The organism is Paenisporosarcina sp. (assembly GCF_057785155.1).
In genome coordinates this window covers 1-18,417 of the sequence record NZ_JBYNRN010000017.1, presented here as the reverse complement: position 1 = coordinate 18,417, position 18,417 = coordinate 1, and the positions used below count along the sequence as shown (strand labels likewise).

The window sequence follows — 18,417 nt, the reverse complement described above, 5'->3', positions numbered from 1 at the left end:
TGTCAGCACATATCTAGGTATATGAAATCAAAGCATCTATAAACAGACAACAAAAAGAACCGCCTACTCCTATTACAGAGTGACGGTTCCTAACACAAAGGGGATGGGAGAAATGTTCACGTTCAAACAAAGGGGTGTATGTTCGTATGTGATGTATTTCACCTCTAAACAATATCATGACATAACGAATAAATCAATCCTTCACAAACTTTTTCACAGAATCGCCATACTGTAAACGTTTTCAAGTAAATCTATACCTTTTCCAGAAAGCAATTGTTATTTTTATATAATAAAACCTTCACCCGTTAATGGATGAAGGTTTTATTTTTAAGAGGTTTTAGCCTAATAAAAGCTTTTCTAATTCATTTAGTTTTTGCTCAAACACTTTACATGCTTCTTCGATTGGACTTGATGATGTCATATCTACGCCAGCTTTTTTCAATACTTCGATTGGCGTATCTGAACAACCAGCTTTCAAGAACTCATTGATGTATCGATCAACTGCAGGTTGACCTTCAGACAAGATTTGATTGCTTAACGCTACAGCAGCACTGTATCCAGTCGCATATTGATACACGTAGTAATTGTAGTAGAAGTGAGGAATACGAGCCCACTCTAAGCCGATTTCTTCATCTACAACCATGTCTTCACCGAAATACTTTTTATTTAATTCATAATAAACTTCGGTGTACTTATCAGCATTTAAAGCAACACCATCTTGATCAAGCTTATGGATTAAGTGTTCGAATTCAGCAAACATGGTTTGACGGAATACCGTTCCACGGAACCCTTCTAACCAGTAATTTAGTAAATAAATACGTTTTTGTGGATCATCAATTGTTTTCAACATGTGGTCATTCAGCAAGGCTTCATTACATGTAGAAGCTACTTCTGCTACGAAAATCGAGTAGTCACCATAAACAAATGGTTGATTCTCACGTGAGTAATAACTGTGCAAGCTATGTCCAAATTCATGAGCTAACGTGAATAAGTTATTCACATTATCTTGCCAATTCATTAAGACATATGGATTTGTTCCATATGCTCCTGATGAGTAAGCACCAGAGCGCTTCCCTTTATTCTCAAGAACATCTACCCAACGATTTTCCAGTCCTTTTGTTGCAATTGATACATATTCCTCACCAAGTGGTGCGAAGCTTTTCAGCATAATATCTTTCGCTTCCTCGTAAGGTACTTCCATTTTCGACTCTTTCACAAGTGGTGTATACAAATCGTACATATGAAGCTCATCTAATTCTAAAACTTTCTTACGCAATGACACATAACGTTGTAACAAATGAAGATTTTTATTCACCGTGTTCACTAAATTATCGTAGACGTTCTCAGGAATATGATTGTTAGCCATCGCTGCATGACGAGCAGATGAGAAGTTACGAATTCTCGCATTCACATTATCTCGCTTAATATTTCCTGTTAGTGTCGTCGAGAAAGTGTTGCGGAACTTACCGAATGTCTCGTACATAGCGTGGAAAGCATCTTTACGCACTTGTCGGTTATCGCTTTCTAAGAAGCGACTGAAGCGGCCGTGCGTTAACTCTACGTCTTCCCCGTTTTCATCTTTTATTGTTGGGAATTGTAAGTCAGCATTATTTAACATTGAGAATGTTTCTGAAGAAGAATTCACTACTTCTGCCATTTGAGCTAGTAAAGCTTCCTGCTCTGCTGGTAAAACATGCGGTCGCATTTCGTTAATTTCTTTTAATACTTGTTTATATAATTGTAAGCCTTCATGCTCATCTAAGTATTTAGTCAATTCAGCTTCATCCAATGACAAAATTTCAGGTGTCATAAACGATAACCCAGTTGACACTTTTACATACAACTTTTTAATTCGGCTATCCATCGCTTGATAATGGCTATTAGCTGTATCTTGGTCTCCACGCATATGTGAATACGCATATAAACGGTTAATACGTTCTAATATTTCATCTTGGTAGGTAAATGCTTGGAATAAAGCTTCTGCACCATTAGATAGAGTCCCTTGGAACGATGAAGCCTTCTCTGCAAGAGTGCTTACTTCGTTAAATTCATTTTCCCAATCTGTATCCGTTGCAAAAATATCTTCGAGTTTCCATGTTAATTCAACTGGAACTTCTTCACGTGTTAATATTTTGTTCTTTGTATTAGTAGACATTATTATTTTCCCCCTATTTCAGCGTTCAACTAATGAAACAACTTCTTTATTTTCTCAATATTCAGTACGTTTTGCAACTATAAGCTGGAGAAAGATTTCCAATAATCTCTCCTCAGGAATTTTTTGTTTAAGAAGTGATGAATCTACTCTTAAACCTAATTGTTTCAAGATATGAATATAAGACAAGCATAGTTCTCTTGCCAACTTATAATTATTTTCTCTCAAGTTCTGCAGCAAAAAGACCTCAATTTGTTCATTTGAAATATCATGAAATTGAATTTGCTGTTCCATGCACATATGAATAAATGCGAGTTGCCATTCAGCATGTCTGCCATTTAAATGCTTGTCTGTTCCTAAAGGAACGCCAACAAAAAGTGGTAATTCAATAGGTTGTAATTGATTAACATAACAAATTCTTAAAAAAGGATCCTTCACACCTTTCTTACTTATTAATACAGCGTTCGTTAAAAAGCGCTTTCGATACCGTTGGAAAATGTCCCAATACACCTTTCCTTCTACACTTGTTAAAGGTTTAAATTGCCTAAATGGAAAGCTCTGCAAACGCCTCGGTAGCATTCCTATTTTGGCAATAAAACGAGTCCCTTGTAAATGAATGAGATGTGAATAGTAAATAAATTGTTCAGCGTTCGGATCATACGCGATAATACTCGCATCTCCAAAATCATCGTACTGAATAAAGGCTTGCCGGAAATGAGTTAGTTGAATAATGACGATTCCGTTTGGAGGAACCTCAGGATATTCAAATGAACGAAGTATCCATACGGGTTCTATATTTAATTTCAAATAGCCTCTAGATCTTAAATCTCGAACTTCAATGGGAATTGTACAGCATTGGAATTCAATAGCGTATGATTGGTGTGTGCTTTTAACAAGTACATCGGGTCTTTGGCAAATTTCAGGCAAATAGCTTTCTACGAAGATTTCCAAACTCTTTTCTTCAAAGAACTCAGCTAATTGCAATTTGCCTTTTAAATGAATGGGAGATTCTCTTTCTGAAAAGGAAGTAAGACAGTCGCTTAATACAATATGCGCGAAATGGGGAATCATGACTTGTCCAATTTTTAAACGAACGGGGTTTTCGCATTGGGGACAGAAGAATGTCATCGTTTTACGTAACTGAATTAGGGTTTCAGTCGGCACATGAGTGGTGATTGTAAAGATTTCTTTTTTGTCATTAAGTGCAGTTAATATATAAACACCTCCTGAAAATAATTATACGAATTTTCAGAAAGTAAATCAAATGAAAATTTTCCTTTAATGGCTAACGAAAGAAAATCCTCCCAAACTGGGAGGATTAATTAAAGTGCTGATTAACTTGTTCAAATACATGATCGGCCATTATTTCTTTGCCGTATTCCTGTAATCTGTGTATCGTAACTGTTGATAATGAAACATATTCAGAAAGAATACTGACGAGATTAATCATTTCTTTTTCATTCATCTCTTCTTCATTCACACCAATATTTAAATAGTAGTGATTATCTAATACAAACAATGAACTGTTAACAGCTTCAGGAAGTTTTACACGTTTAGCTAACGGAATTAAATCTTCAAAATCTTTAACATAGAATGTATATTCGCCTACGATTCCTTCGTCGGCAGCAAATATATCTCCATACTCATCAAACGATGGTTCATCTGTAGAACTTTCACTCATATTCGAGAAAAAATGACCTTTATCATCCACATCGTATGGTGACTCTACACGTTTCCCGTCCTTGTTTATCTGAGCACGAGTAACTGTCACTTCAAGACCTTTATCCATAGCATGGACTTGTATCCATAAAGGACCTTCTATTTCAAAATCAGATTCATCATTAATTTCATCCATCATTTCCCAAAAAAGTTCTTCACTTTTATCGCGATTAAACCAAATTTCATCACGGCTGAAGCCTCTTTTTTCGATGTCGATGTATGAAATGTAGAATTTTACTGTGTTTTCATTTATGCGTTCGATATCCATTTTACACATCTCCCTTCAATTACATTCAAGGGAAAGCCCCTTTTTCTAGCAACACTTCAAGCCATAATGAACAGTGTCTATCTCTATTGTATGATGGGCTTTGCGAAAATGAAAAGGATATGCTTTCACTCATCATATTTTACAATGTATTAGCATTGTAGTAGACAAAACCAAGGAAAGCAAGGGATATAACAGAAAATGACCGTCAACTCACCTTCATAAATTTACGAAGGGATTGATCAGTCATTTTTCAGTCGAATTTAGTTAACCATGCGTTGAGCTTCAAGTAATTGATAAGCTCGAACTTTTCGAGGTAAAAAACGACGAATTTCATCTTCGTTATACCCAACTTGTAGACGCTTTTCATCAAGGATGATTGGACGTCTTAATAACCCCGGATGTTCTTGAATTAATTCATATAGACGTTGTAGTGGTAAACTTTCCACATCAACATTTAGTTTTTGGAATATTTTAGAACGAGTTGAGATAATTTCATCTGTCCCGTCTTCAGTCATACGTAAAATTTCTTTGATTTCGCTAATACTTAGCGGTTCAGAAAAGATGTTGCGCTCAGTATAAGGAATGTCATGTTCTTCTAACCATGCTTTCGCTTTACGACATGATGTACAGCTAGGTGAAGTAAACAATGTAACCATCATAGGAACACTTCCTTTCAAATGTGTAACAAAAACTATAAGTTTAATCTAGGTTTAATTAGAATGAATTTAATATAGGTTGCTAAAAATTATTATACACCATTTTTGACCAATTGAATATAGATTCTCAACAAAAAGTCAAGTAATTTAAATATCCGTCACAATTCTGCAATAATATGTAGATAAAGACTGTGTTCGCATATATCTTATTAAATCTTACACTATTAATATACCCGCAGTGACTCCGTAATAAACGTAAAATTTTAACTTTTTTTCATTCTCAATTAGAATTTGAAAATGAAAATACAACTTATTCTTCTCTACTAATAATACGTACGAGCACCTCAAAAGGTTTCATTTCTACATAAAAAAGATTCCATTTCATATTCTGAAAAGGAATCTTTTTCACATTATGGAGTATAGTCAACGCCAGGCGTATAACGATTGCCAGCATTCCAAAGTAAATATTCATTAATGCCAGCTTCATTTAATGCTTTAATTTGAGCTTCTACTTCAGCTTTGCCATATCTCAAATAATTACCAGCCCCTAAATAAGAAGCAGTGAAATCTTGTATCCAAGGTCGAGATATTGGAGGGTTTTCAAGTTTTGCTAACGTTGCATTCTCAGCTTTTGCATATTCTTGTACAAGACGATACGGTTCTAAATCAGGTTTTTTAATACCGAAATAAGACGTCCAGTGACTTGGATAAATCATGGATGAAATGACATCGACATTTGAAGAAATTTTGCTAAAGTTTTGTCCAATACCGGGCGCTTCAGGTAGTGTGGCAGAGTATCCAAAGATATCAACCGATACTTTGACACCATACGGCTTTAATTGCTCACGTGCATACGCTACAAAGTCCGTAACTGCATTTACACGTTGTTGTACATCATCTTCCTTCGATGTCGCGTAATCACCTTTACCGTATTTCAAAACGTCTGAACGTGTTTCAAAACCTTCTGGGAAGCGTACATAATCAAATTGGATTTCTTGGAACCCCATTTTAGCTGCTTCAATCGCAATTTGAACATTATAATCCCACACTTCTTTCATGAATGGATTAACAAAAGCTTCTTTTCTACCATTCTTCCAAACGCTAGATCCTTCAACAAATGAAAGTTCTGGTTTAGCTTCTGCTAATGCAGTATCTTTAAAAACAACAACACGTGCAATTGGGTAAATTTGTTTTTCCTCTAATACTTCTAATACTTCACGAGGGTTTTTCATGTATTTATTGCCAATATTCAATGCTGCTAAAGGTGAATCTTCTGCTGGAACATATGTTAGATCACCAAAATCGTCTTTAATGTCGATTACCATGGCATTTAAATCAGTAGTATCCATTAATTTTAATAAATCATTGAATCGTGCCCCGCCTGCACTATGTCCCGTTACATAAACACCGCGAATGGCATCTGGGTATGTAAAAGTTAAACCTGAATCATATGTAAAAAGTGTCGATGCTGAAACCATTTCCTCATCTACTGCTACAAATCCATATGTACGTTCGGTAAAATCTGCTGAAGTCGCCTTTTTTTCTTCTGCAAAAGTTGCTTGTGATGTAGTTAAAAGACTAGTTGCTACCAGTGCGCTTATGCCTAACCATTTCATTGCTTTCATTCTAATATGAACACCCTTTCTACTTCTATTTTAACAATTTTATCTATAATTAAAATGGTCTATTTGTCATATTAAATAGATTCTAATGCAATATAAAAAGCCCTCTTAGTGGGAAGAGTGCTTTCAAATTATTCTTATATCCATTTTCATGCCTCAATCATCCAACACGACCGGAAAATAACGGGAATCGGTGCTTTTCATATTATATTTTCTTGTATGAAGTGTAATCCGTATTTTAAATATGATTCAATCATTCAACTTACCAGCATATTAACTCTTACATGGTAATACAATTGCAATTCTTAGAATCAATATTTATCTCGTCAATAGTATAATTAGCAAAATTAAAAAATAATATTCTATTGATTAAATACGGTTGCATAACACCGGTTAAGTATTTCAATATTTCAAAAGAAGAAATACTAACAATAAAATCTGCAATTGAATTAATAGAACTTACAGTGAATTTTTTATTTATATCCTTAAAATCTTTTCTTTCTAGTCTTACTACATTAGATAAGTATTCATGTGCACAATTATAATCATGTGTTTTACCCGGAATTACAATCGGGAAAATTTTACCAGTACTACCAGTGTATCCACCAGAAAAAGACAATGCAATTTTAGTTTTGTTTCCATATTCCTGAACAAGTTCATCAACACCGTATTCATCACTTGCGACCACTAAAATATCTACGTCGTTAAAGATAGACAGATCCTGTAAATTATTAATTCTTTTTTTATAAATTGTTACCTGAGGATTTTCTATCCTATCACAAATATACTGTTTTGCAACATCAACTTTGGATTTGCCAATATCCTTTAAAAGAAATGAAGATTGGCGGGTCAAATTTGTCCTTGAAATAATATCATCATCCACTATAATAAATTTACTAACCCCACTCGTAATCAACTTTGAAATAATCCCCATTCCAATAGTTCCACAACCAATTATACCTACTTTTTTATTCATTATGTTTTTTTGGATTTGATAACGGTTTTGATTTTCCGTTTCAATTTCCCCCCATATTGGTATAACTCGTCCGTAAATACTTTCTAAATCTCGATATTGTTTAGAGAGGTTTTCTCTCTCTACACCTATGTATCTCTCCTCTAGTAATAAATCTATAATCTCGCTCATTTCATTTAATTCACTTTGAGAAGTGATTTTCAATTTATCTCTTATATCCTCAATTGAGTTTGTTTCAATTAGTAATTTTATAATATCTCGTCCCAAAGATGTTAATTCAAAAATATTCCCAACATCTCCATCTTCCAAAGGCCTAGAAATGATGACTTTAAAATCTGCTTCATTTAATAGAACTCTTACATATGGTTTGAACTTTAATAACATACTAAATCTCCTCCCAAAAAAATAAAGCCCACCAATGGCGGGCAGTATTCGTTTTTAATTATCGAACAGTATAAACATCGTTCTCACACCATGCCATTTTAATAGGCTCTCCAGTAACTTTTTTCATATTTTCACCCCCTTAAATGGAATACTCTTTAATAATATCATAAATTATGGAAAAGTCAAAATATTTTTATTATAATAATAGTTTTTGAAACCTCTATATTTAATATATTTACTTCAATTAACTAATTTATAATATCCGAAGATACTAACAAAAATGAGAATATACCAAGTAGAATAGAAATTGAAGAATAAAATTTACAAAAAAATAGAGTAAGCATGAATAAATTCATTCACCTCTCAAAGGTCTGTACGTGAGTGTTATAGCATAAGGTCACTGTTCAAGGATTCCATCTAGTTTTCTTTTGACTTCAGCCTGTAGAACTCGGTCATACACGGTTGGAATGAATAATGGTCGTTTTGTTCCATCATCTTTTGCAGTATAGACTTTTCGATATGATTTAGCTCAGAACGTTTTTCTCTTAAAGATTCTTAGAGCACTCTTAAGTTGTGTTCCAAACATTTTAATATTCTTTAATCGTTACGTTATCCACTCCTTGAGAACACCCGTTTCTCTTCACATCATGGATAATTAAAGGATGACCAAACTTTGTTCATTTAGTTATACCATTTGCGTTTCTTACCAGATATTTCTCCACACGAAAGCCTTGCTTTTTCGAAAAAGTTCATTCATGTATCCATTCCTTCCGAATTCATTAGCTGGTTGAATAGGGTTACACTGACCATCTTTAGAAACTCGTACTCAGCCCTAAAAACCTACTTTTCTTTCGGTTCCAGTTCTTTGGCTATCAACTTCAGCGGCTTCTGTTTAATACATGGAGATTTTTAAGCGCAATTGCTTATCTTACATGGACAGACGGGCATAGCATATGAACAATGACTTTTTGATTAATATCTGTCTTACAAGCGATCCTGTCCTCAATCTTTTCCATTTTATTAACTAGAACATCTTCAAAACCCGGCAAAAACATGTTAAAATTCATTTGCACGCATCTCTATTCTTACTTGTTTCTCGACAATTCAAGTATATAAGATATGGATGATGACGTGCTTTTTTCATGCGCCACATTTATTATGGAGAATTATTTTGATTCTCTGCACAAAATCTCACGCCACCCGCACTACCAGTCAACAATTCATTACAACAAGTTAGGGACTTCCACCCATTAGAGAAATGCGCTGCCAAACACACAAAAATGACTCCGAAACAATATCGGAGTCATTTTTGGGTTAACAGAACTTTATTAAAATAAGGAATTTCATGATTTTAAGTTGTTAGAAAACAATTCCTACCTTATACTCGCGATGCAGAAGTTAGTTTTAAAGATTCAAACTCACGTTCTGAACAGAATACAAAGTGTCCAGGCGTTACTTCTCGCATTGCAATTTCTTCTCCGTCAGTATAGTTATGAGACGTTGGATCATACGATTTACGTACGCGTGTACGCTCATAGTTTGGATCTGGAAGTGGAATTGCTGATAATAACGATTGAGTATAAGGATGTAACGGATTGTTGTAAAGCTCTTCAGCTGGTGCAAGCTCTACTAATTTACCGAAGTACATTACGCCAATGCGGTCTGAAATGTATTTAACCATCGATAAATCATGGGCAATAAACAAATACGTTAAACCTTTTTCTTCTTGTAATTCTTTAAGTAAGTTAACTACTTGAGCTTGGATTGACACGTCAAGTGCAGAGATCGGCTCATCCGCAATGATGAATTCTGGATCTACTGCTAATGCACGAGCAATACCAAGACGTTGACGTTGTCCTCCTGAGAACTCATGTGGATAACGGTTAGCGTGCTCTTTATTTAAACCTACTGTTTCTAATAATTCATGAACACGATCTTTACGTTCTTTAGCAGATTTCGTAATACCGTGAATATCCAAACCTTCTGCAATAATATCCAAAACTTTCATACGTGGATTTAAAGATGCGTATGGATCTTGGAAAATCATTTGCATTTTACGGTTAAAAATCTTCAAATCACTTTTAGATTTTTTACCATGCACGTCAACGCCGTCGAATAACACTTCACCGTCAGTTGCATTGTACAGACGAATAATTGAACGTCCAGTTGTAGATTTTCCACAACCTGACTCCCCAACTAAACCAAGCGTTTCACCGCGGTAAATATCAAAACTAATATCGTCAACCGCACGCACTTCGTTTGGTTTGCCTTGATTGAAATATTGTTTTAAATTTTTAATTTCAAGCAATTTTTCAGCCATCAGTGCGCACCTCCTTCATAGTAGCGACTACCAGGGAACTTTTTCATACGTTCAATGATAGCTGCTGGTGGTTCAACTTGTGGTGCATCTGGGTGCAATAACCAAGTAGATGCGAAATGAGTATCGCTCACTTGGAATACAGGCGGTGCTTGTTCGATATCAATTGCTAGCGCATATTCACTTCGAATAGCAAATGCATCCCCTTTAGGAGGATCTAACAAGTCCGGTGGTGTACCTGGAATTGCATATAGTTTAGCATCCTCTGTATCTAGTGATGGCATAGAACTTAATAATCCCCAAGTATAAGGATGTTGTGGGTTATAGAAAATTTCATCTACTGTACCCATTTCTACAATGCGTCCACCATACATAACTGCTACACGGTCAGCTACATTTGCAACTACACCTAAATCATGTGTAATGAAGATAATTGATGTATCAATTTTCTTCTGCAAGTCTTTCATTAATTCCAAAATTTGAGCTTGGATAGTTACATCAAGTGCAGTTGTAGGCTCATCCGCAATCAAAATTTGTGGGTTACATGCAAGCGCAATTGCAATAACAATACGTTGGCGCTGTCCACCAGAGAATTGGTGAGGGTATTGCTTAATACGCAATTCAGGTTTAGGCATCCCAACCATACGAAGTAGGTCAATTGCAATTTTACGAGCTTCTGTTTTACCAACACCTTGGTGTTTTAACAATGGCTCAGTAATTTGTCTACCAATTGTCATTGTTGGATTTAAAGAAGTCATTGGATCTTGGAAAATCATCGAGATGTCTTTCCCACGAATTTTTTGCATTTGTTTATCTGAAAGTTTTGTTAAATCTTTACCGTTAAATAAAATCTCGCCACTCTTAAACTCTGAACTTGATTCTGGTAAAAGACGCATAATTGCTTTTGTAGTAACGGATTTACCTGAACCCGATTCTCCAACAATCGCTAACGTTTCCCCTTTTAGCAAGTCGAAGTTTACACCACGGATGGCTTTAACTTCACCTGCAAAAGTATGGAAGGAAAGCTGAAGGTCTTTTACTTCTAAGATTTTTTCCATAGTCGCTTCCCCCCTATTAGTCTTTCATTTTCGGATCAAATGCATCACGTAATCCGTCACCCAGTAAGTTAAATGCAATCATTAATACACTCAAAACTAATGCTGGGAAGAACAAGATGTGTGGCTGGAATTCAAGCAACTGTATACCATCATTGATTAATGTACCTAATGATGCAGCTGGTGCTTGTAAACCTAGTCCAATATAACTTAGGAATGCCTCGAAGAAAATGGCACCTGGTATTGTGAACATTGTATTGATGATAATAATTCCTAAAATATTAGGAAGTAAATGTTTTAGTATGATTCGATTGTTACTTGCGCCTAATGTGCGAGATGCCAAAACGAATTCTTGGTTTTTAAATCTAAAGACTTGACCACGAACAATTCGCGACATCCCAATCCAACCGGTTAAACTGATGGCAATAATAATCGCAGTAACACCTGGTTCCATAACCATAATCATTAAAATAACGATAATTAAGTTAGGAATACCGATTAAAATCTCAACAACACGTTGCATTATATCGTCAACACGTCCGCCGTAATAAGCAGATATGCCTCCATATGCAACACCAATCACCATATCAATTAAAGCAGCCATAAACGCGATGAATAAAGAAATTTGAGTACCAGACCATACACGAGAGAACATGTCTCGTCCTAAACCATCTGTACCAATCCAATAATAAACATCAGGATCAACATTCTTTAATTCATATAAATCTACTTCTTCTCCAGCAAGAAGTCCATGACCATCTAATATTCCTAGATTTTCAAAACCAGGTACCTTTGGAGGCAGATTTGAATGAGTAATTGTCTGTACTTCCCCATCATGCGGACTAATCATTGGTCCGATAAACGCCATTAAAATAATGAATACTAAAATGACCATACTAATGATCGCAGCTTTGTTTTTTCGGATACGCAACCAAGCATCTTGCCAAAAACTTAAACTTGGTTTTGAAATTCTTTCAGCTTGACTTTTATCTATCGTAACTCTTTCAAAAGAGCCTTCAGGTAGCTTATCAAGATTTTGTGTCATTAACTATCTCCTCCTGATAAACGAATACGTGGATCAATAATACCGTAAAGAATATCTACTAATAAAATAATACCAATAAGGAATACCGAGAAGAACAAAGTAGTTCCCATTATGATTGAATAGTCACTTACCTCAATTGAGCGTACAAATTGTTCACCAATTCCAGGAATCGCAAAGATTTTTTCGATTACAAGTGAACCAGTCAGTAATCCAGCAGCTAATGGTCCCATTACAGTTACAAGAGGAATCATAGCATTACGGAATGCATGCTTGAATGCAACTTCATAACCGTTAGCTCCCTTAGACTTAGCTAAAGTAATGTAATCAGAGCTCAAAACTTCAATCATTTCTGTACGAATGAAACGCGCTGAGATTGCTAGCGGACCCATCGCTAAAGCTAAAGACGGTAACACACTGGATTTAAACCCTTCATTCCATAACGCAACCGGGAAGAGGTCAAATCGTACTGCTAACCAGTATTGTAACATCGCAGCAAATACGAACGATGGAATGGATATTCCGAGGATGGATACGATCGTACTTCCATAATCCCAGAAACTATTCTGTTTAAGTGCGGCGATCATACCTAATATGATACCGACTGTCACACCGAAGAACATCGCTTGAGCACCCAATTGCATGGATGGTCCTAAACGTTTAATAATTAGATCGGTTACATCGGCACCTTTAAAGGTAAACGAATTCCCCAAATCACCTTGCACAAGATTAAGCATATAAATTCCATACTGAACTGGAACGGGTTTGTCTAAACCATATTTCGCTTCAACTAATGCTAGTTGCGCAGGGGATAGTTTTTCAGCGGAGCTAATAGGGGAACCTGGTAGCGTTTTCATTAAGAAAAATGTAGCTGTCGCAATCAGGAAAAGAGTAATAAACATGTAAAACACTCGTTTAATAATATACTTTGTCATCTTCGCACCTCCTAAAAAATAAAAACATTTTAAATATACTTTAAGTCTATTATCTATATAAACAGATTAAACTAGTTATTTGCAACATTAATTTTTGAAAACAGGAAATTTTTTGTGAATTCACACTCATTTAAAAAGAGAGTATATGGGCCCTATTGGAATCCATATACTCTCTAACTATGAGATTTTTAAAAGATTAAAAAATTATTCTTTGCCTTCGATGAAAGCCCACTTGTAGCTATAGTCTCCACCGAATTGGTGAGATACAACACCTTTTACGTATGGTTTTACAAGTTGCATAGTACCACGTTGGTAGTTAGGTGAAATACCATAATCTTCAGCGATAAGAATTTTCTCAGCTTCAGCCATTGCATTCCAACGAGCTTCTGCATCAGTAGCTAATTCACCAGCTGCAGCAGTGATTAACTCATCATATTTAGGATTTGAGTAAGACATCATGTTGTTACCACCATCAGTCACGAACAAGTTCATGAATGTGTATGGATCTTGGAAGTCAGGACCCCATCCAGCACTTTGAATATCGTAATCTTGAGCAGTATCAAGGTCTAAACGTACAGCGAATGGTACTTGTTTAAGGTTAAGAGTTAACCCTTCAAGAGTACCTTCCATTTGTGATTTGAAGTACTCGTCCATTTTCTTAGAAAGATCTGAGTCTCCACCAAGTAATTCAAGTGATAATTCAGTAACACCTAGCTCAGCTAAACCTTTTTCCCAAGCAGCTTTCGCTTCTTCTGGATTGTAGCCACCTAAGTCGCCGTTAATATCACGGAAATCGTTAGCGTTTTCATCGAAAGTGAATTCAGCAGGTACTAAGTAGTTAGCAGCTACAGAACCGTTATTTAATACTACATTTACTAAATCTTCTTTGTTGTAAGATTTAGAGATTGCTTCACGAATATTTTTGTTAGCAAGAGGTGATGGCTTACCATTACGCTCTTGGTTGAATTTGAAGTAGAATACTACTGAATCTTTTTCTTTTAATAATTCTGGATCATTTGCATATTGTGCAGCAAACTCACCTGAAAGACCTGTGCGGTCAACTTCACCAGTTTTGTAAAGGTTAACAGCAGTTGCAGTTTCTTTAACTACGTCGTAGTTAATTTGAGTAAGTTTTACATTTTCTGCATCCCAGTATTGATCATTTTTAACTAATGACCAAGAAGATCCTGTTCCATCCCACTCAGTAAGAGTGAAAGGTCCATTAGAAATCAAAGCGTCTGAGTTTGTAGCATAAGCGTCACCTTGTTCAGTAACGAATTTTTCATTAAGTGGTAAGTAAGTTCCGAAAGCCATTAAAGAAAGGAAGTAAGGAACTGGTTTTTCTAAAGTTACTTCTAAAGTTTTTTCGTCAAGAGCTTTAACACCTAATTCGTTAAAGTCAACTGAACCTTCAGAAATTTCTGTTGCATTTTTAAGTACGCCAGCCATCATGTATGGACCGTACTCAGAAGCAGTGTCAGGGTTCATTGCACGTTTCCATGCGAACTCGAAATCACCAGCAGTTACAGCATCGCCGTTAGACCATTTAGCATCACGGATCTTGAATGTGTAAACTAATCCATCTTCAGAAATTGTAGGTTCTGCTTCAGCCATAGCTGGAACAGCTACATTTTCTTGGTTCAAACGGTATAAACCTTCAGCTACGTTGTTTAAAAGATCAAATCCTACTGAATCTGTTACAAGTGAAGAATCCATTGTTGGAATCTCTGCAGTTGCGATAAGATTAAGAATTTGCTCCTCATCTACTTCAGTTACATCTTCTGAACCATTGTCCTCACCTTTATCAGATGGTGCAGCTGGTTCGTTCTTGTTATCGTCGCCGCCACATGCAGCTAAGAAAACACTAAGTACTAACATTAGGCTTAATAGCCAAACTAACTTGCTCTTCTTCACAAAGTTGACCCCCTTAAATTTTCTGAAAAATTGGTACAATGTTTATTATACATAATCTAAAAAATCTGTACAGTCTTTTTTTGAATATTATTTACACTTATGTAACAGAAAGATTACAGAAAGATAACAGAACCCTTGGCATAAAAGGGTTTTTTAAGAATTGTGAATATTTAATTCCTTGTGGAAATTTTTGATTTTTTCTATCAATTCTAATACAATATTAAAAGGATTGAGGTGTATAACTTGAAAAAGAAGTTCGTAATATTTGTTGTTTTGCAAATATTGATTGTGACAATCATGTTTCTGCACTACCAAAAGGTCGGTTTAACTCCATATATTAATTCATCGTTTTTCGTTGGAGGATTACTTGTTTTTATTGGACTAATTATTTATGTTGTTTCAAATGGATTTTTTGATATCTTTACAATGAGTATGAGAAAAGCATTTACTCCAAAACGTTATCAAAAAGAAACGGAATCGATGCGATCGCCATCAGATATTTTAGATTTTCCTTATATCCCATTTTTCCAACTAGGTGGGTCCATTTTACTTTGTATGTTAGTGGCTTTAGCAATTTATTTCTTGTAATTTTTTTCACTTGATTTTGGAGTTTCTTCTATAATATAATAACTATCAAAATATACGTTAATTGCAAAGACGAAGAGTAGTACATTTGAACGGGCAGTTTAGAGAATCTGTGGTTGGTGAAAACAGGTCTTCCCTTCAAATCGAATGGACTTCAGAGCATATTCGGCGAACTTGTATAAGTGTAGTCGAATACGTCCCCTTCACGTTACGAAGTTAAAGAGGTCAAGAAACTTTGACAATCTGGGTGGTACCACGGATTCACACATCATTCGTCCCTTTTTAGGGAGATTGATGTTTTTTTTTATATTTAAGGAGGAATTTAAACATGAAAAAAATTTTTTCAGGTGTCCAACCAACGGGTGTTGTTACGTTAGGTAACTACATCGGTGCATTCCGTCAATTCACAACATTACAAGACGAGTACGATTGCTTATTTTGTATTGTTGACCAACATGCCATTACTGTACCTCAAGATCGATTAAAGCTCAGAGAATCAATCCGTTCTCTTGCGGCTCTTTATTTAGCAGTTGGCATTGACCCGCAAAAAGCAACGCTATTCATTCAATCTGAAGTCCCTGCACATGCCCAAGCAGGATGGATTATGCAATGTATTTCTTATATTGGTGAACTTGAGCGAATGACTCAGTTTAAAGATAAGAGTGCAGGAAAAGATGGTGTATCGGCTTCATTATTAACCTACCCTCCTCTTATGGCAGCTGACATTCTTCTTTACCAAACGGATATTGTTCCAGTTGGGGACGATCAAAAACAACACGTTGAGTTAACACGTGATCTAGCAGAACGTTTTAACAAACGCTATAACGACATTTTAACCATTCCAGAGATTCGCTTACCGAAAAACGGTGCTCGAATTAAATCACTTCAAGATCCGTTAAAGAAAATGAGTAAATCGGATCCGAATAAAAAATCAACCATCACTTTATTAGATACGCCTAAAGAAATTGAAAAGAAAATTAAAAGTGCAGTTACGGATTCTGAAGGTATTGTTGCTTTTGATGTTGAGAATAAACCAGGAGTATCAAATCTGTTAATCATTGAATCAGCTTTAACAGGAACGTCAATTGAAGATTTAGTTGCTCAATACGAAGGTGTTGGATATGGAGATTTTAAAGCATCAGTTGCTAAGAGTGTTATTGATCACCTAACACCCATTCAAGAACGTTACGAAACTCTTCTACTTTCAGAACAATTGGATGACATATTAGATGAAGGTGCAAGAAAAGCAAATGCCATGGCGTTGAAAACTCTTAAAAAAATGGAGAACGCGATGGGCTTGGGAAGAAAACGATAATCGCTAAAAGTACAAAAGAACAAACGAATACGAAAAAATCGGGTGTCTGGAAGATAAATAGCCAGACACTTTCCCATGAGTACCCAAGGGATCGGTAGTTCATATAAAACAGCACATGCGAGCAACTAATCACGACGAGAATATAACAACCAACAAAAGCCATCCATTTAGCCAAGTACCGCATCCTTTTGTACTAGCATATGATTGCTTCAATACCTTCATACAATATTGGTTTTTTGTTTATACGAAATCCCCACAACTCCTCTTAGTTGTGGGGATTTTAAATTCTAATGGGAAATCCTTAATTCGTGTATTTGTAGATGAGCTTTCACTTTCAAGCGGCAATCTTTCACTTTCAAAATGTTATTATTCTTGTTCACAAGAAGACCTTTCAATAAATTTTTGAAATAATATTGTTAAAAACAATTTCATTTTCACTGATTACAGTTGATTGAAATGGATGCGGCGTAAAACATCTGCTCCTGTATCGCTGCGCTAGCTTCGTCGCAAAAATTCGCACCAAATTCTTTGGTACGAATCTTTCCAGCGGAATCAGCAAGAACTGAAGACCCTGGACTGAGCATCGCGAGGGAAGCGGCTGAAGTCTTGCCCGCGGAAAGCGTCCGCAGAAATGGAAATCAACAACCTGCCTCAACTACACTCACTATTTTTACTCAATCAAAAATCCCCACAACTCAGCTTTCGCAAAGTTGTGGGGATTCTCTATTAAGAATTTATTTAGAAGATTTAACTGGATCTTCAGAAATTAATTCAACTTGATTCCAATCAAAGTTACCAGAGTAGTCAATATCATAGTACTTCACAGCATGGTTAACTGGACGAAGTTCTAAACGGTATTGAGTTGGAATGATCGGAACATTTTCAGACATATATTCTTGCCATTCGCGGAATTTACCTGCACGGTATTCAGAATCGAATGCTTCAGGAGAGTCGATAGCAGCTAAAAGCTCTTCTAACTTCTCAGAAGTGTAACGGCTGAAGTTATATTGTGCAGTTTTTGAGTAAAGACCTGATGGTGATGGGTTAGTACCTGTACCCCATGCAGCCATGAAGATATCGATTTCTGGATCGTCAGCTTGAACTTTATCATAGAAGCTGTTGAATTCGATTGTACGACCTGTTGCAAGAGTTACATTTAAACCAACATCTTTCCAGTTTTGCAAGTAGAATGATGCGATATCTTCAGCGATATCTCCACCTGACATTGTAGCAAATTTAATTTCAAGCGGTTTTCCATCTTTGTTTTCACGTAGTCCGTCGCCATCAACATCTTTGTATCCAGCTTCGTCTAATAATGCATTCGCTTTATCAACGTCATATGTGTATCCTTCTAATGTATCATCATAGAATGATGCGAATACTGGTGGAATTAGTGAAGTTGCACGCTCACGTAAGTTGTTGTAATACACTTCAGAAACTTGTTCTACGTCGATTGCATAACCCATAGCTTGACGAAGTT

General features: G+C 35.8%; 14 protein-coding genes and 1 other annotated feature. Of the genes, 2 read left to right on the top strand and 12 right to left on the bottom strand.

Annotation, left to right across the window (positions count from 1 at the left end; translation table 11 throughout):
* Positions 1-337 precede the first annotated feature (337 nt).
* From pepF to AC3EA5_RS07105, 11 genes are all read right to left on the bottom strand, one after another.
* A complete protein-coding gene (gene pepF, locus AC3EA5_RS07155) occupies positions 338-2,155 on the bottom strand; it encodes an oligoendopeptidase F (protein ID WP_488607708.1) in 1,818 nt (605 codons plus the stop codon).
* 54 nt (positions 2,156-2,209) lie between these two features.
* Positions 2,210-3,316 (bottom strand): competence protein CoiA, encoded by a 1,107-nt coding sequence (locus AC3EA5_RS07150; RefSeq protein WP_488607707.1) that lies wholly within the window; start codon positions 3,314-3,316, stop codon positions 2,210-2,212.
* A gap of 154 nt (positions 3,317-3,470) precedes the next feature.
* Entirely contained in the window at positions 3,471-4,139 is a 669-nt protein-coding gene (mecA, locus tag AC3EA5_RS07145) for an adaptor protein MecA (protein WP_488607706.1), read from the bottom strand.
* 260 nt (positions 4,140-4,399) lie between these two features.
* Complete coding sequence (gene spxA / locus AC3EA5_RS07140) at positions 4,400-4,795, bottom strand: transcriptional regulator SpxA (RefSeq protein ID WP_162920212.1); 396 nt, start codon at positions 4,793-4,795, stop codon at positions 4,400-4,402.
* A 410-nt stretch (positions 4,796-5,205) separates the two neighbouring features.
* Positions 5,206-6,420 (bottom strand): putative glycoside hydrolase, encoded by a 1,215-nt coding sequence (locus tag AC3EA5_RS07135; protein ID WP_488607705.1) that lies wholly within the window; start codon positions 6,418-6,420, stop codon positions 5,206-5,208.
* Positions 6,421-6,697: 277 nt separating this feature from the next.
* Positions 6,698-7,774 (bottom strand): ThiF family adenylyltransferase, encoded by a 1,077-nt coding sequence (locus AC3EA5_RS07130; protein ID WP_488607704.1) that lies wholly within the window; start codon positions 7,772-7,774, stop codon positions 6,698-6,700.
* Positions 7,775-9,152: 1,378 nt separating this feature from the next.
* On the bottom strand, positions 9,153-10,094 hold the full coding sequence (locus tag AC3EA5_RS07125; protein ID WP_488607703.1) for an ABC transporter ATP-binding protein: 942 nt from the start codon (positions 10,092-10,094) through the stop codon (positions 9,153-9,155).
* Complete coding sequence (locus AC3EA5_RS07120; RefSeq protein WP_394188689.1) at positions 10,094-11,149, bottom strand: ABC transporter ATP-binding protein; 1,056 nt, start codon at positions 11,147-11,149, stop codon at positions 10,094-10,096. The genes AC3EA5_RS07125 and AC3EA5_RS07120 overlap by 1 nt, the downstream gene beginning before the upstream one ends.
* Before the next feature lie 16 nt (positions 11,150-11,165).
* Positions 11,166-12,191 carry an oligopeptide ABC transporter permease gene (opp3C, locus tag AC3EA5_RS07115; RefSeq protein WP_488607702.1) on the bottom strand — a complete coding sequence of 342 codons (1,026 nt, stop codon included), beginning with the start codon at positions 12,189-12,191 and terminating at the stop codon, positions 11,166-11,168.
* On the bottom strand, positions 12,191-13,123 hold the full coding sequence (gene opp3b / locus AC3EA5_RS07110) for an oligopeptide ABC transporter permease (RefSeq protein WP_488607701.1): 933 nt from the start codon (positions 13,121-13,123) through the stop codon (positions 12,191-12,193). The genes opp3C and opp3b overlap by 1 nt, the downstream gene beginning before the upstream one ends.
* Positions 13,124-13,327: 204 nt before the next feature.
* Positions 13,328-15,037: a peptide ABC transporter substrate-binding protein gene (locus AC3EA5_RS07105; RefSeq protein ID WP_488607700.1), complete on the bottom strand. Its 1,710-nt coding sequence runs from the start codon at positions 15,035-15,037 to the stop codon at positions 13,328-13,330.
* Between the two features lie 234 nt (positions 15,038-15,271).
* Here AC3EA5_RS07105 and AC3EA5_RS07100 point away from each other — a divergent pair, with 234 nt between their 5' ends.
* Both AC3EA5_RS07100 and trpS read left to right on the top strand, forming a co-directional pair.
* Complete coding sequence (locus AC3EA5_RS07100) at positions 15,272-15,625, top strand: DUF3899 domain-containing protein (protein ID WP_488607699.1); 354 nt, start codon at positions 15,272-15,274, stop codon at positions 15,623-15,625.
* A gap of 57 nt (positions 15,626-15,682) precedes the next feature.
* Positions 15,683-15,905 (top strand) — a binding site (T-box leader).
* Positions 15,906-15,950: 45 nt separating this feature from the next.
* Positions 15,951-16,937 (top strand): tryptophan--tRNA ligase, encoded by a 987-nt coding sequence (gene trpS / locus AC3EA5_RS07095; RefSeq protein WP_488607698.1) that lies wholly within the window; start codon positions 15,951-15,953, stop codon positions 16,935-16,937.
* Between the two features lie 734 nt (positions 16,938-17,671).
* Here trpS and AC3EA5_RS07090 read toward each other — a convergent pair.
* Positions 17,672-18,417: ABC transporter substrate-binding protein (locus AC3EA5_RS07090; protein WP_488607697.1), on the bottom strand; the 746-nt coding region annotated here is incomplete at its 5' end.